This is a genomic window from Bradyrhizobium sp., assembly GCF_004799445.1.
Lineage (GTDB): Bacteria > Pseudomonadota > Alphaproteobacteria > Rhizobiales > Xanthobacteraceae > Bradyrhizobium.
Window position 1 is genome coordinate 1 of sequence record NZ_SSNA01000066.1, and the last position, 21,094, is coordinate 21,094.

The 21,094-nt window shown below is 62.9% G+C and carries 14 protein-coding genes and 3 pseudogenes; 8 read left to right on the forward strand and 9 right to left on the reverse strand.

Annotation, left to right across the window (positions count from 1 at the left end; all coding sequences use genetic code 11):
- Window positions 1-178 precede the first annotated feature (178 nt).
- Window positions 179-979: an alpha/beta fold hydrolase gene (locus E8A46_RS08960; protein WP_291559590.1), complete on the reverse strand. Its 801-nt coding sequence runs from the start codon at window positions 977-979 to the stop codon at window positions 179-181.
- A 368-nt stretch (window positions 980-1,347) separates the two neighbouring features.
- On the opposite strand from E8A46_RS08960, the pseudogene E8A46_RS08965 reads away from it, so the two are divergent.
- The 3 genes and pseudogenes from E8A46_RS08965 to E8A46_RS08975 all read left to right on the forward strand — a co-directional run.
- A pseudogene (locus tag E8A46_RS08965) lies at window positions 1,348-1,842 on the forward strand (GAF domain-containing protein); the annotation flags it as partial.
- A gap of 90 nt (window positions 1,843-1,932) precedes the next feature.
- Window positions 1,933-3,093: pseudogene (locus E8A46_RS08970) on the forward strand (ATP-binding protein); the annotation flags it as partial.
- Window positions 3,094-3,135: 42 nt separating this feature from the next.
- On the forward strand, window positions 3,136-3,714 hold the full coding sequence (locus E8A46_RS08975; RefSeq protein WP_291559592.1) for a GNAT family N-acetyltransferase: 579 nt from the start codon (window positions 3,136-3,138) through the stop codon (window positions 3,712-3,714).
- Between the two features lie 8 nt (window positions 3,715-3,722).
- Here E8A46_RS08975 and E8A46_RS08980 read toward each other — a convergent pair whose 3' ends face one another.
- Entirely contained in the window at window positions 3,723-5,093 is a 1,371-nt protein-coding gene (locus tag E8A46_RS08980; protein ID WP_291559594.1) for an MmgE/PrpD family protein, read from the reverse strand.
- Between the two features lie 132 nt (window positions 5,094-5,225).
- Here E8A46_RS08980 and E8A46_RS08985 point away from each other — a divergent pair, with 132 nt between their 5' ends.
- Window positions 5,226-6,329, forward strand: a complete 1,104-nt coding sequence (locus tag E8A46_RS08985; protein WP_291559596.1) for an FUSC family protein — start codon at window positions 5,226-5,228, stop codon at window positions 6,327-6,329.
- A 41-nt stretch (window positions 6,330-6,370) separates the two neighbouring features.
- On the opposite strand, the gene gyrB is transcribed toward E8A46_RS08985, so the two are convergent.
- A complete protein-coding gene (gyrB, locus tag E8A46_RS08990) occupies window positions 6,371-8,812 on the reverse strand; it encodes a DNA topoisomerase (ATP-hydrolyzing) subunit B (protein ID WP_291559598.1) in 2,442 nt (813 codons plus the stop codon).
- 375 nt (window positions 8,813-9,187) lie between these two features.
- Between gyrB and E8A46_RS08995 the strand changes: the two genes are divergently transcribed.
- Window positions 9,188-11,077, forward strand: a complete 1,890-nt coding sequence (locus tag E8A46_RS08995) for an acyltransferase family protein (RefSeq protein WP_291559600.1) — start codon at window positions 9,188-9,190, stop codon at window positions 11,075-11,077.
- Window positions 11,078-11,113: 36 nt separating this feature from the next.
- On the opposite strand, the gene E8A46_RS09000 is transcribed toward E8A46_RS08995, so the two are convergent.
- The 6 genes from E8A46_RS09000 to rpsT form a co-directional block, all read right to left on the reverse strand.
- Entirely contained in the window at window positions 11,114-13,276 is a 2,163-nt protein-coding gene (locus E8A46_RS09000) for a hypothetical protein (protein WP_291559602.1), read from the reverse strand.
- A gap of 129 nt (window positions 13,277-13,405) precedes the next feature.
- Window positions 13,406-14,545 carry a DNA replication/repair protein RecF gene (recF, locus tag E8A46_RS09005; protein ID WP_291559604.1) on the reverse strand — a complete coding sequence of 380 codons (1,140 nt, stop codon included), beginning with the start codon at window positions 14,543-14,545 and terminating at the stop codon, window positions 13,406-13,408.
- A 46-nt stretch (window positions 14,546-14,591) separates the two neighbouring features.
- Window positions 14,592-14,861, reverse strand: a complete 270-nt coding sequence (locus E8A46_RS09010; RefSeq protein ID WP_291559613.1) for a GIY-YIG nuclease family protein — start codon at window positions 14,859-14,861, stop codon at window positions 14,592-14,594.
- 68 nt (window positions 14,862-14,929) lie between these two features.
- On the reverse strand, window positions 14,930-16,048 hold the full coding sequence (gene dnaN, locus E8A46_RS09015; protein WP_291559606.1) for a DNA polymerase III subunit beta: 1,119 nt from the start codon (window positions 16,046-16,048) through the stop codon (window positions 14,930-14,932).
- Between the two features lie 322 nt (window positions 16,049-16,370).
- Window positions 16,371-17,804 (reverse strand): chromosomal replication initiator protein DnaA, encoded by a 1,434-nt coding sequence (gene dnaA / locus E8A46_RS09020; RefSeq protein ID WP_291559608.1) that lies wholly within the window; start codon window positions 17,802-17,804, stop codon window positions 16,371-16,373.
- 1,208 nt (window positions 17,805-19,012) lie between these two features.
- Entirely contained in the window at window positions 19,013-19,279 is a 267-nt protein-coding gene (gene rpsT, locus E8A46_RS09025) for a 30S ribosomal protein S20 (RefSeq protein ID WP_291559609.1), read from the reverse strand.
- Window positions 19,280-19,629: 350 nt separating this feature from the next.
- On the opposite strand from rpsT, the gene E8A46_RS09030 reads away from it, so the two are divergent.
- From E8A46_RS09030 to E8A46_RS09040, 3 genes and pseudogenes are all read left to right on the forward strand, one after another.
- Complete coding sequence (locus E8A46_RS09030) at window positions 19,630-19,947, forward strand: hypothetical protein (protein WP_291559610.1); 318 nt, start codon at window positions 19,630-19,632, stop codon at window positions 19,945-19,947.
- A 119-nt stretch (window positions 19,948-20,066) separates the two neighbouring features.
- A complete protein-coding gene (gene msrA / locus E8A46_RS09035; RefSeq protein WP_291559611.1) occupies window positions 20,067-20,723 on the forward strand; it encodes a peptide-methionine (S)-S-oxide reductase MsrA in 657 nt (218 codons plus the stop codon).
- A 119-nt stretch (window positions 20,724-20,842) separates the two neighbouring features.
- Window positions 20,843-21,094: pseudogene (locus E8A46_RS09040) on the forward strand (polysaccharide export protein); the annotation flags it as partial.

The following is a 21,094-nucleotide window of genomic DNA, read 5'->3' on the forward strand; positions in this document are numbered from 1 at the left end:
CCTGCCCCGCACTTGATGCGGGGTGGATACCGGTTCGCGTGAAGAAAACGCGTCAAAACAAAAGATTAGAGCGTCGGTTCTGATTCAATCAGAACCGATCTTGCTCTAGATGTGACGAAGCAGCGCCGCGCTTCGGACGGCGATGCCCGGCCATGACCAAGCCTTCGGCGCATTCCGTTCAGCTAGAAACGCCGATCAGCATGCGCGTGAGTTCGTCGGGTGCCATCACCATGGCGTCATGGCCGGTGGCGATTTCGGCCCAGCGCCATCCCTGTTGCGCCTTGACCCAGTTGCGCGAGGCCTGCAGCGCGGCATAAGACGGATTGGTGCAATGGATATAGGTCCGCGGCAGGTTGTTGCCGACCGGCCCCTTGATATTTTGCGGGCTGGTGTAGGTCCCGAGCGGATGCGGTGTCAGCCGGCGCTTGACCCATTCGGTATCCTTGGCGTCGGAAACGCCGAAGGCGGATGGCGGCGGAGCGGGAAGGCTCAATCCTCCGCTGGATTCCTCCGCGGCCTTGCGGCGCGCCGCCACGACATCCGGCGGCAGGCTGTCGAACGGGCTCTTGCCACCCTCCACCATCAGCGAATCCAGATAGACCAGATGGCGAATCCGCTCGGGCATCGCGTCGGCAACGCCGCTGATCGCAAGCCCGCCGAAGGAATGCCCGACCAGCACGACATTGGTCAGCTCCTCGGCCTCGATCACATTGGCGATATCCCTGGTGAAAGTGTCGAGCGTGATGTCTTTCGACAACAGATGCTTGCGCTCGCCGAGCCCGGTCTGCGTCGGCGTGAACACATGATGCCCGGCCGCGTGCAGCCTGTCGGCCACCCGGCTCCAGCACCAGCCCCCGTGCCAGGCGCCGTGGACCAGCACGAAGGTCTGGGCCGCGGCCTGCGCCGTTGCCGCGCTACTGCCCGCGCCAGCCGCCACTCCTGCGATAGCCATGGTCCTGAGAACGTCCCGACGTTTCATGATCGTTGCTCCCTGTGCGATAGCCCGGCTCGTTGCGATCGGCCAGGTCGCCATCAAGGTTTCAAAAAATCGCAGAAATGACAAGCCGTCGTCCCGCCCTCTGTCCGAAGCGCGCGCCGCAACGGCTTTCCGGCGCGGCCGGTCGATCGGCGCACGGCGCGGTTCTTGAGGCCGATCGGGGCGGGCAGCACTGCCGCTGATGCCACCGCACCGCTATGGTCAAAATTGCACACTATGTTGGGCGAGCACAGACCATGCGCGCGGGGGACGGATTTAATAAAGATCGATCCCCGTAACTTTACGGATATAAGTCGGGCGTCGGCCGGGGCAAATTCCGGCAATCCCAAACAGAGCAGTCGAGCCGTCTGATGACCGATGCCGCTGCCCAGGTTCAAAAGCTGCTTCGCCAGCAGGCGGCCATCGCCAGATTTGGCAGTTTCGCGCTCCGCGAGCGCAACCTGATAAACATTTTGAAGGAGGCGGTTCGGGTCTGTGCCGAAGGCCTCAGCGTGCCCTTCAGCAAAGTGTGTCGCTATCGCGCCGAGGAGAATGACCTTCTCATCGTCGCCGGCTTTGGCTGGCAGGACGGAGTGGTCGGTCGCGTGGTGTCGCGCGCCGATATGAGCTCGCCGCAGGGGCGCGCCTTCACCACCGGGCTACCATCGATTATCGATGATTTGCAAAAGGTCACCGGTTTCGACCCGCCGCCATTTTATGCCGCCCACGGCATCGTCTCGATCATCGACGTCATCATCAAGGGCAGCGACGAGCAGCCTTACGGGATACTCGAGATCGACAACGACAAGCAGCACGACTACGACCAGTACGACATCAATTTTCTCACCGGCTTCGCCAACGTTCTGGCCGAGGCCGTCTCGACCGCCTCCCGCGGGGAGGCCCTGCAGGTTACCGTCGATCGGATGAAGGCGCTTGTCGAGGAAAAGGACCGGCTGCTGGACGAGAAGAGCGTCGCGGACGTGCAGCTTCGTCAGTCCCAGAAAATGGAAGCGGTCGGTCAATTGACCGGCGGCATCGCCCACGATCTGAACAACATTCTCACCGTCATTACCGGGACGATCGAGATCCTGGCCGAAGCCGTCGCTGGACAACCAGAACTCGTCGCTATCGCCAGGATGATCGAGGAGGCCGCCGCGCGCGGCGGCGATCTGACCCAGCGCCTGCTGGCTTTCGCGCGCAAGCAGCCGCTGCAGCCGTGTGAGGTCGATGTCAATGCACTGGTGATGGAGGCTGCCAAGCTGCTGCGGCCAACGCTGGGCGAACACATCGAGACCCACATGAAGCTCGCGGGCGATGCCTGGCCCGCACTGGTCGACCCCAGTCAACTCACCAACGCGATCCTAAACCTTTCGCTCAATGCCCGGGATGCGATGCCCGAAGGCGGCAAGCTCATCATCGAGACCAGCAATGTCGTCCTCGACGACGGCTACGTCAGGATGAACAGCGATGTCGTCGCGGGCGACTATGTGATGGTTGCGGTGACCGATTCCGGGCACGGCATTCCCGCTGACATTCTGAACAAGGTTTTCGAACCCTTCTTCACCACCAAGGACGTCGACAAGGGGACCGGTCTCGGGCTCAGCATGGTCTACGGATTCGTCAAGCAGTCCAATGGACATATCAAGATTTATAGCGAAGAAGGTCACGGCACGACGATCAGGATTTATCTGCCGCGGGCGGCAGGCGTCGCCAATCCCGCCGTGGCGGAGAGCCCGCCAGTGCTCGAAGGCGGCCGTGAGACCATCCTGGTTGTTGAGGACGACAATCTGGTACGGACGTTTGTGGTCAGCCAGATTCAGAGCCTCGGATATCTCACGCTGGCGGCGGTCAATGCAGCAGAAGCCATGGCAGTCATCGACGGCCCCCAGGCAATCGATCTCCTGTTTACCGATATGATCATGCCGGGTTCGATGAACGGCCGCCAACTCGCCGCCGCGGCCTTGAAGCGAAGGGCCTCGCTAAGAATATTGTATACCTCCGGCTATTCGAATGAAGCCATCATCCACCATGGCCAGCTCGATGCCGGCGTGTTGCTGCTTGCCAAGCCGTATCGCAAGTCGGATCTTGCACGGATGATACGAACAGCACTGGCCTGACATGGTATAAGCGGCCGATTTCAGCATGAAATGGCAGCTCCGATGATCGCTCCCGTCAAAGCCGGCGTCATACTTGCCCCACCGAACGGCCCTGTCATCGAGACTGACCGTCTGATATTGCGGCGATGGCGGGAAGCCGACATCGAACCGAACACGGCGATGCTCGCCGATCCCGCCACGGCGCTTTTCATCACGTCGGATGGCAAGGCCGTCACCGACGGGTTCGTCGGCTGGAGGAACGCAGCCATCATGGCCGGACATTGGGCGCTGCACGGCTTCGGCATGTTTGTGGTCGAGGAAAAGCAGACCGGCCGCTATGTCGGGCGAGTTGGACCCTGGTTCCCTGCGGGTTGGCCGGGCCTTGAAGTCGGCTGGGCTATCACCACCGGCTTTCGTGGCAAGGGCTACGCGGTCGAGGCCGCAACCGCGTCGATCGATTGGGTGTTCGCGCGTTTCGAGATCGACCGGATCGTCCACACCATCCGCCCGGAAAACCTCGCATCACAAAACGTCGCACGGCGCCTCGGCGCGACCATTGAAGGCGAAGTCGAGCTGTTCGGCCATGTCACCGATTTGTGGGTGACGCGCCGCGAAGCCTGGACCGCGCAACCCAAGCCATAACCTGTGCCCTACTGCCGTCCGAGATGCGTCGCCTGCTCGACCCGGTCGAACCGTTCCAGTGAGAGAATCGCGTCGGCAAGCTGATCGGCGCGACCGTTGAGCACCGGGCGCGCGAGGGTGAGGAATTTCTGCGCCATCGCCTGCGCGTCCGGAAATGAATTCGGCTCACCGGAGGGATCGGCATAGATACGTTCGTGCACGCCGTCGTCGGTGGTGATGCTGACGCGCGCGCCAAAGGGGTGGTTGCGGCCGATCTCGAGGCGGTCGTCCTGCACGACGTCGAACTTGTCCGCCAGCGCATCGACCGCGGGCTCGCCAAGCCGCTGGTAATCGTCCCAGCCGAAACGGCCCTGATCGAGCGCGACGGCGCCGGTGAAGAACATCGAGAACTGGCCGCCGACAACGGAGGTCGGGTGCCGCTTGGTGGCGGCGTCGCCGGTGAGCGTGATGCCGTTGCGATGCAGCCCGATCTCGACGCGCCGGATCTGGTCCGGCGTCAGATTGTGCTCGCGGCGCATCGCGATCAGCGCATCGAGCGCGGCGTGGGTGTAGCGGCAGCTCGGATAGGGTTTTACCCCGATCTTCATGGTCTCGTAGATTTTGCCGAGCCCGACGACCGCTTTCTCCGGATGGGCATTGTCGGTGTAGCCAACCAAGAGGCCATGCTTGCCCTCGACCGATTCGGTCGCGCCGACGAAATCACTGCGCGCCAGGGTTGCGGCGATCACGCCGTTCATCGCCGCCGCGCCGACCTGGTAGCGCTTGTTCCAGGCGCCATTGACCAGAAACTGCAGCGAGCCCGCGGCCTGGCTGCCCGCGACCCCGAAGGCAGCCACGATCTGCGCCTTCGACAGGCCGAACAATTTCGCCGCCGCAGCCGCGGCGCCATAGGTGCCGGCGGTCGCCGTGGGGTGGAAACCGCGGGCGTAATGCGAGGTGGGATCGAGCGCATTGCCGAGCCGGCAGCACACCTCGTAGCCGGCGACAATCGCGGTGAGCACATCGCGGCCCGAGGCGCCGACCAGTTCGCCGATCGCGAATGCGGCCGGTACCACCGGCGCGCTTGGATGCAGCGAGGAATCCGCATGGGTGTCGTCGAAATCAAGCGAATGGCCGAGCGCGCCGTTGAGCAGCGCGGCGACCGCCGGCGTCCAGGTCTTGCCATCGCCGAACACGGTGGATTCGCCGCTTCCGTCAAGCGCCAGCGCCTCGAGCATTTTCAACAGCGAGGGCGTGGATTCCGCGTCACGCCGCGCCCGGATAGCGCTGCCGAGGAAATCCAGCGTCAGCACCTTGGCGCGCTCGCGCACTTGGTCCGGAATATCCTCGTATTTCAGATCGGCGACATAGGCGGCGAGCGTTGCGGTTTCATCGGCCATTTTGTTTCCTCGCTGTTATCATGCAGGGTAGGCGGCCTGATTTCCGGTTTCAAGTCGCCGGCGCGAGACGGGCAGCAGCCATGCTCAAATTGGTTTAAAACCGGCTGTTCTGCAGATTCCGGAAAGGGTCGAATGATCGCATTGCTGAAATCGCTGTCCGACCTGATCCGGTCCCGGAAGGCACAACTGGCGCTTGCCTTCAGAGTCACGTTGGCGGCCGCAATCGCCTACGCAAGCGCGACCGCATTCCATTTGATGCTGCCGCTATGGGCCGTGCTGACCTCGCTGATCGTGACCCAGATGAGCGTCGGCCGGTCGCTGAAGGCGACCCGCGACTATATGCTCGGGACCGTGGGCGGCGCGATCTATGGCGGCGCCATCGCGATATTTATTCCGTATTCCGGAGAGGCCGGACTGCTTGGGTTGCTGGTGCTTGCGGTCGCGCCGCTGGCTTTCGTCGGCGCCATCAATCCCAGCCTCAACGCGGCCACCGTCACCGCGGTGATCGTGCTGCTGGTCCCGACCATCAGCCACGCCAATCCCCTCGGCTCCGCGATCGACCGCGTCATGGAAGTGACGGTCGGGGCGTTCACCGGGCTTCTGGTGTCTTTCTTCGTGCTGCCGTCGCGGGCGCACAGCCAGATCCGCATCAGCGCTGCGCGGACGCTGGAACTGATCGCCGCCGCCTTTGGCGAATTGCTGGCGGGCCTGACGCGCGGCCTCGACAACGACGCCTTGCACCGGATTCAGGACGGCATCGGCAAGGCGCTGGTCGAATTGAATGCCCTCGGCGCGGAAGCGGAGCGCGAGCGCGCGGCGCATCTGTCGACGGGGCCGGACACCGGCCCGCTGCTCCGCACCACGATGCGGCTGCGCCACGACCTTGTGATGATCGGGCGCGCGAGCGTGGCGCCGCTGCCGTCAGGTTTGCAGGCGCGGCTCGCGGGTCCGCTGGCTGAAATCAATAATACGATCGTGACCTATCTGCGCTGCGTTGCCGCGGCCTTGCGAGCGCGTGCCGCCTGTCCGGCATCCTCGTCGATCGACGTGGCGCTGCAGGTCTATGCCGCCGAGGTCGCGGCCGTCCGCAGCGAAGGGCTGACGCGCGGCCTGCCCGGCGACGTCGTCGAGCGCTTTTTCGCGATGGGATTTGTGCTGGAGCAGATGCGACAGAACCTGAAGGACCTGGAGCGCTGCGTCACCGAATGGTCTGAAACGCCGCACCGGCACGCCTGACAATCCGGGCTGGATGGGCGGCACGCGTTACTACAGGTGCCTCACACATCCACATTGGCGCTGAGCGAATTATCCTGGATGAATTCACGGCGCGGTTCGACCACATCGCCCATCAGCTTGGTGAAGATGTCGTCGGCCTCGTCGACCTCCTTGATCTTCACCTGCAGCAGCGAGCGCTCATTGGTGTCGAGCGTGGTTTCCCAGAGCTGGCTCGGGTTCATCTCGCCGAGGCCTTTGTAGCGTTGCAGCTTGACCCCCTCGCGCCCGGCGTCGGTCACCGCCTCGAACAGACTGACCGGGCCGTGAATCACGGTTTCGGCGTCCTTGCGGCGCAGCAGGCCGGGACGCGGATAGGCTTCCTGCAGCCTTGCGGCGTATTCATCGAGCTTGCGCGCGTCGGCGGAGCCGAGCAGCGCGTCATCGATGATGGCGACGTCCTTGACGCCGCGCACCGTGCGCTCGAACAGGAAGCCTTCGCCTTCGGTGAAGCGGCCGGTCCAGCCCCGCTCGACCTCGTCTGCCAGCCCATCGAGCCGCCGCGCGATATAATCTGCGGCGGCGTTGGCGGTGGTGACGTCGCCGATGATGTTCGGGCTCAGCACGCCGGCAATCGCCGCCTGCTCGATCACCTTGCGGTTATAGCGGCTGTGCAGATTGTGCAATGTGCCGCGGATGATCCGAGCGTCCTCCACCAGCGCCTGCAGGTCGCGGCCCTTGCGGTCCTCGCCCGTCGCCAGCTTGAAGACGCAGTCTTCGAGGCCGGTATTGATCAGGTAGTCGTCCAGCGCGGTGTTGTCCTTCAGGTATTGCTCGGATTTGCCGCGGTTCACCTTGTAGAGCGGCGGCTGCGCGATGTACAGGAAGCCGCCCTCGATCAGCGAGGGCATCTGGCGGAAGAAGAATGTCAACAGCAGCGTGCGGATATGCGCGCCGTCGACGTCGGCGTCAGTCATCAGAATGATCTTGTGATAGCGCAGCTTTGACAGGTCGAAATCGTCGCGGCCGATTCCGGTGCCCAATGCCGTGATCAGCGTGCCGATCTGCTCGGAGCTCAGCATCTTGTCGAAGCGGGCGCGCTCGACGTTGAGAATCTTGCCGCGCAGCGGCAGCACTGCCTGGAATTCGCGGTTGCGGCCCTGCTTGGCGCTGCCACCGGCGCTGTCGCCCTCGACGATGAACAGTTCAGATTTCGCGGGATCGCGTTCCTGGCAGTCGGCTAGCTTGCCCGGCAGCGAGGCGATGTCGAGCGCGCCCTTGCGCCGCGTCAGCTCGCGCGCCTTGCGCGCCGCCTCGCGGGCGGCTGCGGCTTCCACCACCTTGCCGACGATGATCTTGGCCTCTGCGGGATGTTCCTCGAACCACGCCGCCAATGCCTCGTTGAGGACATTCTCGACCACCGGGCGCACTTCCGAGGACACCAGCTTGTCCTTGGTCTGCGAGGAGAACTTCGGATCGGGCACTTTTACCGAAAGCACCGCGGTCAGGCCCTCGCGGCAGTCATCGCCGGTCAGCGCGATCTTCTCGCGCTTGGCGATGGCGTCGGCGTAGCCGTTAACCTGGCGGGTCAGCGCGCCGCGGAAGCCCGCAAGATGCGTGCCGCCATCACGCTGGGGAATGTTGTTGGTGAAGCACAGCACATTCTCATGATAACTGTCGTTCCACCACAGCGCCGCCTCGACGCCGATCCCGTTCATCTCCGCATTGATCATGATCGGCGCGGGCACCATCGGCTTCTTGTTGCGGTCGAGATATTTCACGAACTCCTCGACGCCGCCGTCGTAATGCATCTCCTCGCGTTTCTCGACCGCATGGCGCATGTCGGACAAAACGATATTGACGCCGGAATTCAGGAACGCGAGCTCGCGCAGGCGATGTTCGAGGGTCGCGAAGTCGTATTCGACATTGGTGAAGGTTTCCTTGGAGGCAAGGAAGGTCACCTCGGTGCCGCGCTTGCCGTGGGCGTCGCCGACCACCTTCAGCGGCGCCACCACGTCGCCGTGGACGAATTCGACAAAATGCTCCTTGCCATCGCGCCAGACCCTGAGCTGCAATTTGCTCGACAGCGCGTTGACGACGGAAACGCCGACACCATGAAGCCCGCCGGACACCTTGTAGGAATTCTGGTCGAATTTTCCCCCTGCATGCAGCTGGGTCATGATGACCTCGGCTGCGGAAATGCCCTCGCCTTTGTGGATATCGACGGGAACTCCACGGCCATCGTCGCGCACGGTGACGGAGCCGTCAGCGTTGAGCACGACCTCCACCGCGGTGGCGTGGCCCGCGAGCGCCTCGTCGATGGCGTTGTCGACGACCTCGTAGACCATGTGATGCAGGCCGGAACCGTCATCGGTGTCGCCGATATACATGCCCGGCCGCTTGCGGACGGCGTCGAGCCCCTTCAAAACCCGGATCGATTCCGCACCATATTCGATTGGAATGGAATGCTCAGTATCGGCGATCGATTGCCGGGCGGGTTCTGTCATGTGAAGCCTTCGAGGATATCTTCGAATCAGCCGCGCAAAATCAGGCGCTGATTGGGTTATTTCTGCCATGAAAGGCGCACTGCGCCTAGCGCAAAGTCTGTGTCAGCAAGCTATTGAACAAATAGGACTTTTTCACGGTTTTTCAAGGCAGGCAGGAGCCGATTCGAGCGCCCGGCAAAAGGGCGATTCGGGAAGCGATTTTTCGTCCCCGAAAGTGCTGGTTGGCAACGCCGCGCACCGGCTGCCATGGAGCAATTCAGCCGTAACTGGCAGACCGCCGGAGAACTGCTAGAGAAGGCCGATGCCAGCGTCGCGGGGTCTATCGACTTCGGCCTACGCGCTGTGTATGTGGCGCGACCCTTGGATTGGCCTGACTTGTCCCAGCCCTCAGATCGATACCGGCCGGATATTGATGGCCTTCGCGCAATCGCGGTGATGCTGGTCGTGGGCTTTCACGCCTTCCCGGAGGCCATGCCGGGCGGCTTCATCGGTGTCGACATTTTCTTCGTGATATCCGGATTCCTGATCACCGGCATCATCGTGCGCGAGCTGGATCAGCGGCGCTTCAGCCTGCTCGCCTTCTACGGCCGGCGGATCAGGCGGATTTTCCCGGCCCTGATAGCCGTGCTTTTCGCGACGCTGGTGCTGGGCTGGCTGTGGATGCTTCCTTCGGCCTATGCGCAGTTGAGCGCCGACGTGTTTGCCAGCGCAGCGTTCTTCTCGAACATAGCGCTGCTGCTGCAGTCCGGCTATTTCGACATCGAATCGGGCAAAAAGCCGCTGCTGCATCTTTGGTCGCTGGGCATCGAGGAACAGTTCTACCTGTTCTGGCCGTTGCTCCTGATGCTGGCCGCCCGAATGCGCCTGAACATTCTGGCCGTGGCCGCGGTGATCGGCGTTGCATCCTTTGCCCTCAACGTGGTGCTGATCAGCCCGGACCCTGTGGCGACCTTCTATCTGCCGTTCACCCGGGCGTGGGAATTGCTGGCAGGCGCCGCCTTGGCCTGCGGCTGGAGTCGGATCGGGCAAACCAGTGTCGCCAGCAATTGGCGCGCCGCGATCGGGCTTTTGCTGGTTGCGGCGGCGGCCGCCGTTCTCAATTCCAGGAGTGCATTTCCCGGATGGTGGGCGGTTCTGCCGGTCGCCGGCGGAGCCCTACTGCTGTCGGCGCCCGCGGCATGGGGCTGTCGGCACCTGCTCGCCGGCGCCGGTTTTGTCAGGATCGGCCTGATCAGCTATCCGCTCTATCTCTGGCATTGGCCGCTGCTGGTATTTTTCGGAATCATCAAATTTGCACCCCTCACCCTGCTCGATCGCGCTCTGATCGTGGGGCTGAGCTTTGCGCTGGCATGGCTGACCTACCGCTTCATCGAAATCCCGTTTCGATTTGGCCGACCGAGCCTGCCCCGGATCGTCAGCCTGTGTACGGGCATGGTGCTGGTCGCGGCGGCCGGCGGCGTGATCGTGACGGGACGCGGGTTCGATTTCCGGCTGCCGCCGGAAATTCGCGAGATGACGGACGTGCGGAGGGACACGTCAAAATGGCGGGTTCACGAGTGCCTGCTCGATCTCAGCCATGAAACCTCGTTCGCCGCCAGTTGCGTCGACCCGGGTCGGCGGCCGCTTGTTTTCGTGTGGGGAGATTCGACCGCCGCCGCGCTGTTGCCCGGTCTGCGCAAGGCCCAGGAAACCAACGACTTCGGGATCGCGCAGTTTACCTCCAGCGCCTGCGTTCCGGCGCTCAACACCGATGTGGCCGGCGTGCCGAATTGCCGGGCCATCAACGACAAGATCCTGTCGATCGCACACGAGCTGCAGCCGGACATCGTCTTGCTGCACAGCACCTGGGATCGATACCTCGACGGCGTGGCCGAGACCGTGGCCGCGCTGAAAATGCAGACCAAGGCGCGCGTCATCGTGCTCGGCTCGGTGCCGTGGTGGAAACGCGGGCTGCCGAACGAGGTGCTGCGCTATTTCCTGCTGCATCATCGCCTGATTCCGGAACGTTCCGACCGTGCCGCGGCCGATTCATCCGGCACGCGCCTGCGCGAGAAGCTGGTCCCGCTTGGCGCCGAATTCATCTCGGTATGGGACACGATGTGCAACGCCGACGGCTGTTTGGCGCGGATCGGCGATACGGCCCACGACCTTTCCGCAAGCGATCAGGTTCACCTGACCGAAAAGGGATCGGTATTCTTGATACAATCCATCATCGGTAAGGTGCTGCACGGGCAAAGCCCGCGAGCGTCGAACGGATCGCCATGATTGCGCCGGCCCGGCGTTTCGCCCGCGCCCGCCGCATCAATATACCTGCAGCGACATGACCTCCCCGCCGGGGGCAATCATCAGCCCCCAGGCATCGTCGGCGGCCACCTCGATCGCGTTGTTTCGAACCGGGCCCCCCGCGACTTTCAGCGAATATTGATATTTGCCCGGCGGCAAGTCGAGCGTCGGGCCCTTTGATTGCGGCGTGCCGGCGCCGGCCGCGATCCTGATCGTCTGCTTGTTGATCGTCACAGCCGCCTCGCCATCGCCGATATTGACGAACATCAGCCTGGCCTGGCCGGGCTTGGGCATGATGTCCCCCTTCGCCGCCGCAGCCGGAATCTTCTGCGCCAGATTGACCGTGGTCTCGCCATTGCTGCGGCCGAGCTTCAGGATGGCTGGTCCCTCGGGAGCGGAAAACGCCAGTTGCGCCTGATCCGGCCTGACGGCCGCGCGATCCGCCGATTCTTTCCACCCGCGCTTGCCGAGTTCGCCGCGATAGAACGCGAGCACCGAACCAAGCTCGGCCGGAATGCTGGCGTTGAGTTCCCGGCGGATCGCGGTTTCGGTGCCGGGAAGCTTTCCGATCCCAATCGAACTCATGGAGTGCTGTTTCGGCACTGGCAGCGCGGAGTCGGGCTCTGCTTCGAGATTTTCCGCCACCGCCTTGCCGCCCGCCGCATCGGACGCCCGAGCGGTGGCCGCCTCCGGCTTGGCATTTGCCATCACGAGCCCGGACCCGTCGGCGGTGACATTGACCTTGGGGCCCATCTGCATGGCGGTGAACGACAGTTCCTTTCCGCCCCTGGAGAATTCCATCACCACCATGGTGGATTTGTTGATCACCGATGGCTGCTCCTTCCAGCCCAGCGGCTTCAGCAAGCCGCGGTAGAACGCCGCGAGCGCCTTCACGCTTGACGATGAGTCAAACTCAAGCTTGCCATCCTCGCCGTTGAACTGGACGTTCTCGGCGGTCTCCGGCACGGGCACCGGCATGGTGTTGTCGGCGAGTGCTTTCAGGGGCGCATCCGAAAGGTTGGCGGCCTGCGCGGCCCGCCTCACCTCGTCCGCCGCGATCATCTGCTTCGCGGTTGCCATGGCATCGCCAAGGAATTTCTCATCGGCTTCCTTCTTCGCCTTCGCCCGCGCCGCCAGTGCGGCTTCCTTCACCTGGGCAACCAGGCTGACCGTGGTCAGGTCGTATTTGTGACCGAGCCGGAGCGTGGCGGTTTGATCCGCGGAAGAAAAATCAAGCGTGGCTTCATTGTCGGTGAGAACCGCGCCGCTGGTCTGTTCCTTCCAGCCGCGTGCCGCGAGCTCGCGGCGATAGAACGCCAGCACCACGGGAATTTCGGCAACCGTGATGCCCTCGAGCTTGCGGCGGATCGAGTCGGCGCTCCCGGTACTTCCAAAGCTCGGGGTGTGATTCGGCTCGGGCAGGTCGATCGTCTCCCTGACGACCTCGAGATCCTGCGGCAGCGCGAATGGCGCGACCTTGATCTCGGCGCTGGTCTTGCCGTCGCCGCCGCGTTGCAACGACAGCATGATCGGCGGCTGCTTGTAGCCGCCGTCATGATTGTCGTAATTGTAGTAGGTACGCGCGTCGTTCTCGATTCTCTCATCGGGCCTGGCGTTCGGCCAATGCGCTGAAATGTCTGCAGCGGATAGGGGCGACCAGCCGGCCGCGGCGAGTCCCTTGCGGAAGAAATCGAGCGTGGTGTGAACCGCAGCGGCAGTCATGCAGCGAAGATAAGGCCGGCGCTCATCGAACACGATATCCGTCGCGTCATCCGGAAATGGCACATTCGCCGTGATCCTGTTGGCGGAGTAATTCACCGCCGATCGGTCCGGCCTGCCCTGGGTAAAAGACACGTACAGCCCTTGCCGCCCCTTCTTGAACAGCAGGGAAGTGCTGGATTCTTCCATCGGCCGCACATATTGCGTCCAGCCGTTGTCAGCCAACAGCTTCCTGGTCGCCGCGACCATGATTGCGCCCGCGATTGGAACGCCGTAGCTCAGGCTATGAACCTCGGTATGGGCCGGGTTTTCCACGGCGCCCTCGAGGCGCGGCAGCGTCCGGACGTCGACCAGGCCCTCGTCGGCGCCGGCGGCGATCGGTGCGCTTGCCACCCATACGAAGATCGAGACCAGCAGGCTTTTTGTGGCGGCGCCCAGCACCCCGCGCGTCGGTCCAAACATTGGCGATCTCCAGTATGGCCGACACCGGATGGTGTCGCGCGGCAGCGATGGCCGCGACGTGAGTGGCGCAGCTCTCACAGCTAGTCGCGCCGGTGAAGGCTTTGGTTCAAACCGGGCTCATCTACCGCATCAGGCGCGGCCGGTGATCTGGCCGGAATCGACGGCGAAAATCTCGCCTGATCGGCCGATGCCGGCAAATGCCGCAGGGTCAGCGCCGGTCATCCAGACCTGCGCGCCAAGCCTTGAGAGTTCGTCGAACAGCGCGGTGCGCCTGCCGGGATCGAGATGGGCAACCACCTCGTCGAGCAGCAATAGCGGGGTAATGCCGGTCATTTCCGCGACCAGACTGGCATGCGCCAGCACCAGGCCGATCAACAGCGCCTTCTGCTCGCCGGTCGAGGCGTCGCGGGCCGGCATGGCTTTCGGCGCGTAGATCACCTGCAGGTCGGTGAGGTGCGGGCCGTCGAGCGTGCGGCCGGCGACGGCATCACGCGCGCGGCTGCTGCGCAGGATCTCGCGATAGCGATCCTCGACCGAGGTCGCGGGTTCTGACATCAGCGCATTCTCCATCCAGCCGTCGAGCATGATCTGGGCGGAGGGAAACGCGGATGTTTCACCGCGTGCGCGCAGCATGGCTGCAAGTTTCGTTGCGGTCTGGCCGCGCATCGCCGCCACCGCGACAGCGAGTTCCGCCGTTTCGCGCTCGATGGCGTCGCACCAATGGTCGTCGTAGTTGCGCACTTCCAGCAACCGGTTGCGCGAACGCAAGGAGCGGTCGAGCGCCGATACCCGCGCCGAATGCTCGCTGTCGATCGCCAGCACCAGCCGGTCGAAGAACCGCCGCCGCTCCGAAGCCGGACCCAGAAACAGCCCGTCCATCGAAGGCGTCAGCCACACCATGCGCAAGTGGTCGCCGAACGCCGTCGCCGAGGTCACCGGCTCGCGGTCGATGCGACAGCGCCGGCCGGTGGCGGAAGCCTCTCCGCCGGGGGCATCGATCCCGGTGCCGAGCGTGGCCAGCCCAAGGGCGCCCTCGACCTCGGCGGACACCGCCCACGAGCCATCGCCCTGATTGTCGGCGACATCCTCAAGGGTTGCGCGGCGCAAGCCGCGTCCCGGCGACAGAAACGAGATCGCCTCGATGCAGTTGGTCTTCCCGGCACCGTTCGGGCCAACCAGCACCACCACGTCGCCACGCGTCTCCAAGCTCGCGGCGCGATAGTTGCGGAAATGCGTGAGCGTGAGGCGGTGAATGCGGGAGGCGGTCATGATCTGCTGTCATTGCCGGGCTTGACCCGGCAATCCATCGTCCGCGCTAGCGGACAATCTCTTCGTATAGATCTCGCCATTCGGAATTGTTCGCGACGATCAGATCGATTTTCCACTCGCGCGACCAGTGTTTGATGTTCTTTTCCCGCTGAAGCGCAGCCGCAACTGTATCGTGAGGCTCAAAATAGACCAGCATCTTGATGCCGTACCGCTTGGTAAAGCCATCTGCCAAGCCTTCTCGATGCTCGTAAACACGCCGCACAAGATTGTTTGTCACGCCGACATACAGTGTTCCACCGGCCCTGCTTGCTAGGATGTATACTCAATAGGTCATTTGGCTGGATGGATTGCCGGGTCAAGCCCGGCAATGACGATTGGTGGATCCTACACCCGCATCGGCATCAGCACGTAGAGTGCGCCTTTGGAATCCTTGTCCTGCACCAGGGTCGGCGAGCCGGGATCGGCCAGCCTCAGGACCGCGACCTCGCCCTCGATCTGGGCCGCGATGTCGAGCAGATAGCGCGAGTTGAACCCGATATCGAGCGGATCGGAAGCGTATTCGACTTCAAGCTCCTCGGTGGCGCTGCCGGAATCCGGATTGGTCACCGACAGCACCAGCTTGCCCGCCGATAGCGCCAGTTTCACCGCGCGGCCGCGCTCGCTCGAGATCGTCGAGACGCGGTCGACCGCGGCCTCGAAATCCTTCTTGTCGACGATGAGTTCCTTGTCGTTGTTCTGCGGGATGACGCGGCCATAGTCCGGAAAGGTGCCATCGATCAGTTTCGAGGTCAGCACCACATTGCCGATGGTGAAACGGATCTTGCCCTGCGACAGTTCGATTTTGACCTCAGCCTCGTTGTCCTCGATCAGACGCTGCACTTCGCCGACGGTCTTGCGCGGCACGATCACGCCGGGCATGCCGACCGCGCCCTTGGGCAGCGGCAGATCGATCTGGGCCAGGCGATGCCCGTCGGTCGCCACCGCGCGCAGGGTTGCGGCCTTGGCGCTGCCGGCCGCGTGCAGATAGATGCCATTGAGATAGTAACGGGTTTCCTCGGTCGAGATCGCAAATTGTGTCCGGTCGATCAGCCGCTTCATGTCGGCGGCGGCGAGCGTGAACGAATGCGTCATGTCGCCGGCGGCAAGGTCGGGGAAATCGTTTTCGGGCAGGGTCTGCAGCGTGAAGCGCGAGCGGCCGGCGCGGATCGCCAATACCGAGCGGTCACCATCGCCTTCCAGTACGATTTGCGCGCCTTCGGGCAGTTTGCGCACGATGTCGTAAAACATGTGCGCCGGCACGGTGGTCGAGCCGGCGGTCGCGGTTTCCGCCGCAAGCGTTTCGGTCACCTCCAGATCGAGGTCGGTGGCCTTGAGCGACAGCCGCGCGTTTTCGGCGCGAACCAGCACGTTGCCGAGGATCGGAATGGTGTTGCGGCGCTCGACCACGCGATGGACGTGGCCCAGCGATTTCAGGAGTTGCGCGCGTTCGACGGTAACCTTCATTGCAATACCCGCCTGATCCGAAGATGGAAAAGCCGGGGCGGCCCCGAAGGCGCGCCACGGCGTCTGAACCCGAAAAGCCCGATCAAAGCTGGATTTGATCAAACCCTTGGGGGGACTTCAAGGTGGCGCGGATGGCCCGCGAGCGCAAGAGATGCGTCAGGCCGTTCCCCACGTTTTGCGGCCATCCGTGGCCTTCCGGGCGAGCGCGGGGGAGCCGTCATCATGGACGCCAATCACCGCAACCGGTTCCGCCCCGGTGCCAATCGCCATATTGCCGCGGCACATGGTCCCGGCATCCGCCGGGACCATGCGGAACGAGCGGTCACTCGCTCTGCAACTGGCGCTTCAGGGATTCGACCTCTTCGGAGAGCGCGACATCCCTGGCAACCAGGGCCTCGATCTTGCGCACGGCGTGCAGCACGGTGGTGTGGTCGCGTCCGCCGAACCGGCGGCCGATTTCCGGCAGCGAGCGCAAGGTCAGCGTCTTGGCCAGATACATCGCCACCTGGCGCGGGCGGACGACGTTCGCGGTACGGCGCGATGACAACAGGTCGGAGCGGCTCACATTGTATTGCCGGGCCACCACCCGCTGGATGTCCTCGATCTTGATCCGCTTGGGCTCCTGCGGGCGGACCAGGTCGCGCACCTCGCGCTCGGCCATTTCCAGTGTGACCGGCTGGGCGTTGAGTTTGCTGTGCGCCAGCAGACGATTGATGGCGCCCTCGAGGTCGCGGCCGTTATGGGTGATGGTTCGGGCAAGATAGTCCAGCACCTGTTCCGGCACGTCGAAGGTCGCGTGATGCGCGCGGGCGGCGGCGACACGCGACTTGAGGATGCCAAGCCGCAATTCTTCGCCGAGCGATCCCATCTCCACGACCAGGCCGCCGGCCAGACGGGAGCGCACGCGGTCGTCGAGGCTCTCAAGGTCGGAAGGCGGACGGTCCGCCGCGATCACCACTTGGCGGCCGGCATCGATCAGCGCGTTCAAGGTGTGACAGAACTCAGCCTGGGTCGATTTGCCCTGCAGGAATTGCAGGTCATCGATGACAAGCACGTCGATGCCGCGCAACGCCTCCTTGAACGCCAGCGCGGTCTGCGTCTTCAGCGCCGCGACGAAGCCGTACATGAATTTCTCGGCCGTGAGGTAAAGCACCTTGCGTTCGCTGCCGGAATTGCCGGCCCAGGTCACCGCCTGCAACAGATGGGTTTTGCCAAGCCCTACGCCCGCATGGATGTAGAGCGGATTGAACATCACGGCATCGCCGCGCCGGCCTTCCGCAACCTGACGCGCCGCGGCGTGGGCCAGTGTATTGGAGCGCCCGATGACGAAACTTCCGAATGTCAGCCGTGGATCGAGCGGCGAACCGCCGAGCGCGTCGTGACTGGCGGACACGGGCGCGATCGCCGTCGCACGCAACTCGGGCGCTGGCCGGCCATCCGGCCGTTCGGCGCGGCGCGGATCGAACGGCGCGGCAGCCTCCTTGACCGGCGCGGCGCATCGCATCGCCGTGCGCACGGTGAGATCTATCCGGTGAACTTCCGGCATCTCGGCTTGCCAGCAGGTGAGAACGCGCTCCGCGTAGTGCGCCTGGATCCAGCTCTTGAGAAATCGCGTCGGCACCGAAAGATGGACACTCTCCTGCTGGACGCCTTCCAGATCCATGCGGGCAAACCAGCTGGTGTAAACGTCCTCTCCGACGGTCGACCGCAGCCGACCTTTCACACGTGACCAACGATCCTGTTCGGTATTTGTCATTGCTAGGGGACTTCTCTGAAGGAGTTTAGTTGACGGTAAACCTGCCGTGCGTGTCCCGCACGGGGAGCGCCTCAAGCGCGCTTCCTCTTTCAACCATAGACCGGCCGTTCGGCGGAAAGCCGTCGGGTAAATCATCGGCGGGAAAGGAAGCTTTCGCGAGGCTAGCGCGTACTCGACGGCCCGTCCGGAGCTCGCGCGGGAGGCCGCGTACAGGCGGCATCCTGGGCTGCCAATACGGCAACATTCGAAAATGACTTCAGATTAAAAACGGTGACGATTCCGTAAGACATACTACCCCCCGTCTCACCGTGATTATCCACGGCAAGTTGCCATTCCAAGTGTATTCAATTTCGATCGGCGACGTCTGAAACCCAATTGGTCCCGCCGTTACGCCATTCCGCTCCGCCCGCTCATTCCAACCCGCTCGCGTGCCTCGCCTTCGGTGCGGTCGGGGGCCGGTGCGTATTTCTCTTGTTCGAAGCGAACGGGACGCGACTGTCCCGCCTGAGAAATTTCGACACAGAACTCCGATACCCATATTGCTATGGGTTTGAATCCGACAATCGCTTGGAAAGCGTCGCCAACGCGCACACCGCCGCCGATTTGCACGTCCGCCCCGAATCTCAAACCGCGCTGGTCTCAAGAGCCGTGGACGCCGCGAACCTTCTTAGAGATACATCAAGCCTTGTTTCCCGCAACGAAAATGATTCACTGCGGGTGCCGGCAAAAACAACTTGGCGCTCGCCAATTCGGCCTGCCAATTTCGTGCAAAGTTGCAAGGTTTTGAATCTGTGCACAGATTCGAAACGCCGAGCCGCTGTCATATTTCGCGCGAATGCCTAAAATAAATTCATAAATTGTTTACGTTTCGGCGAGGCGGAGGGGAAATTTCCAACAACCGACCGCCGCTATGCCGATAAGTGACTACGCACGCGCGATTTTTTTTGCTCGTCGGGCAAGGGTAACCCTGAAGCAGTGTTGAATGCCGCCGCGCCACCGCGGTTGTGTTTTTCGAAAGCATCTGCGGTCAAAGAGCCCGCATTGATTTCTTCGTCGCCATCGTCAACTTGCTAAGCCCGTCACCTGACATAGGACCGGTAAAAGTACGGTACGCAAGAATCTAAGAATTTCGTCCACCGAAACATCAGTCCACAAAACAAAAAAGCCCGGCACTGCCGGGCTTCTTGAAGAATAGTCTGTCGATCAGTTCATTTCGCAAGCTTTGCGATCTGATGCGCGAGCCGCGAGACCTTTCGGCTTGCATTATTTTTGTGAATGATGTTGCGCTGCGCTGCCTGCATCAGCTCCGGCTCCGCATTCGCCATCGCCTTCAACGCTGCATCGCGGTCGCCATTCTTGATGGCCTCTTCGACCGATCGTACCGCGCCGCGCATCTGGGTGCGGCGCGACTTGTTGATAATGGTGCGGCGGGCAATCTTGCGCGTCGCCTTTTTAGCGGAAGTAGTATTGGCCATGTTCTCAAATGTCCTTCGACGGTGACCGATCGCGAGCTGACGTAAGCGTTCCGACGGTTCAACCGCGTGATCGACGCTGATATGTTTTTCGGGTGTTCTGCGGCAATGCCGCTCTCGGAGCACAGGCTCACGTGGCGGCGTTGCTCAAAGAACAGCGGCGGCGGGATTGCGCCCGCCGCCATTGCCGGTCTTATAGAGGGCGCGCTTTGCAGCGTCAACGCCTTCCGGCCTCCTTCGAGCCGGGACGCTGGCCGCAAAAAGGCCGATAAGCCGCTGATGAGGTTGAATTTCCTGTGCTACCTCGTTAATGGCTGACTGCACTTTCGGGCGCGACAGGTAAAAGGTGACGCATGATCCGCGGTTTTTTCCGCCTAATGGGGCTATTGCTGCTGGCGGGTGGATTTGTCTTCATGGTCTATGATGGGGCCCGCTGGGTCGCCGATCAGACCTTGCGTTTCACCCGCTTCGGCCAGTTCTGGAACGATGTCCATCAATCCAGCCAGCAGGCCTTCCACGTCTGGATGGAGGGCAAGGCGCCCTGGCTCTGGAATAGCGTCGTCCGGGTGCTCTTGGACCAGCCGGTTTTTGCCGTCATGGGCGTGCTGGGAATTCTGCTGATGCTGCTGTTCCGACCGCGCAAGCCATTGATCGGCTATTCGCGGAACTGACCGGGTTCGCGGCTTCGGCGGATCGGTCGTCGACGCTCCCGCGTAACGGGGCTGCCGCAATCCGCGTAATGGCATATATTAAAGATACATCCCGCCATCAGGTCGCAGGTAGGTACCCGATGTTGTTCATGCGCAAGACCACTGCACTGCCGAGCGCTGCCGAGGCACTGCCCGGCCGCGCCAGTCCGATTCCGACAGCCACCTGGCACTTCGTGAACGGCCATCAATTGCAGCCGCCCTATCCGGCGGGCCTCGAGCGGGCGGTGTTCGGGCTCGGCTGCTTCTGGGGCGCGGAGCGCAAATTCTGGAAACTCGGCGATGCCATCTACGCCACCGCGGTGGGATATGCCGGCGGCCACACCCCGAACCCCAGCTATGAGGAGGTATGTTCAGGCCGTACCGGTCACACCGAAGTGGTGCTGGCGGTGTTCGATCCGAAACGGATTTCGTACGATCAACTCCTGAAGACGTTTTGGGAAGGCCACAACCCGACCCAGGGCATGCGGCAAGGCAATGACGTCGGCACCCAGTATCGTTCCGCGATCTACACATTCGGCGACGCGCAACGCAAAGCTGCGGATGGGTCGAGGACCGCCTATCAGAAGGCATTGGCGGCAAAGGGGCTCGGCACCATCACCACCGGGGTCGCGCCGTCAGGCGAATTCTATTTCGCCGAGGACTATCATCAGCAATATCTGGCCAAAAACCCGGCCGGCTATTGCGGGCTTGGCGGAACCGGGGTGTCATGCCCGATCGGCGCAGGCGTCACGGCCTGATTGCCTGGCATCTTGCGGGCGGCTTCGGCCCCCCACTTCGCGCGGTCGGGCGGAAAAAACGATTTGTTAACCATAACCGGTGCAAGACTTAAGCTGTCTCGCTAGAGGGGATGGCTCCGGTGCGGGTTGCGCGCGCGTTTCGACTGCCGATCATTGCCGCCATGACCGCGCTCGCTCTGTCGGGTTGCATGCAGTCGACTGGTCCGGTTGCGATGGGGCCGTCGCAAAGCGATCTCGACTACATGGCCTACGGCCAGCCTTACAATTCAACGCCGGCAACCGCCGTGGCGGATTCCGGTGGTGCCATCAGCGCGCTTCGCGCCAGCTTCGCCGCGGCCCCGCGAAGCACCTACGCTCCGGCCTCGGCCGCC

What these genes read in the sequence shown, in the direction of transcription:
- E8A46_RS08960 (WP_291559590.1), bottom strand. Translation starts at nt 979, where the DNA reads ATGAAACGTCGGGACGTTCTCAGGACCATGGCTATCGCAGGAGTGGCG.
- gyrB (WP_291559598.1), bottom strand. Translation starts at nt 8,812, where the DNA reads ATGACAGAACCCGCCCGGCAATCGATCGCCGATACTGAGCATTCCATT.
- msrA (WP_291559611.1), top strand. Translation starts at nt 20,067, where the DNA reads ATGTTGTTCATGCGCAAGACCACTGCACTGCCGAGCGCTGCCGAGGCA.
- dnaA (WP_291559608.1), bottom strand. Translation starts at nt 17,804, where the DNA reads ATGACAAATACCGAACAGGATCGTTGGTCACGTGTGAAAGGTCGGCTG.
- dnaN (WP_291559606.1), bottom strand. Translation starts at nt 16,048, where the DNA reads ATGAAGGTTACCGTCGAACGCGCGCAACTCCTGAAATCGCTGGGCCAC.
- E8A46_RS08980 (WP_291559594.1), bottom strand. Translation starts at nt 5,093, where the DNA reads ATGGCCGATGAAACCGCAACGCTCGCCGCCTATGTCGCCGATCTGAAA.
- rpsT (WP_291559609.1), bottom strand. Translation starts at nt 19,279, where the DNA reads ATGGCCAATACTACTTCCGCTAAAAAGGCGACGCGCAAGATTGCCCGC.
- E8A46_RS09000 (WP_291559602.1), bottom strand. Translation starts at nt 13,276, where the DNA reads ATGTTTGGACCGACGCGCGGGGTGCTGGGCGCCGCCACAAAAAGCCTG.
- E8A46_RS08985 (WP_291559596.1), top strand. Translation starts at nt 5,226, where the DNA reads ATGATCGCATTGCTGAAATCGCTGTCCGACCTGATCCGGTCCCGGAAG.
- recF (WP_291559604.1), bottom strand. Translation starts at nt 14,545, where the DNA reads ATGACCGCCTCCCGCATTCACCGCCTCACGCTCACGCATTTCCGCAAC.
- E8A46_RS08975 (WP_291559592.1), top strand. Translation starts at nt 3,136, where the DNA reads ATGATCGCTCCCGTCAAAGCCGGCGTCATACTTGCCCCACCGAACGGC.
- E8A46_RS09030 (WP_291559610.1), top strand. Translation starts at nt 19,630, where the DNA reads ATGATCCGCGGTTTTTTCCGCCTAATGGGGCTATTGCTGCTGGCGGGT.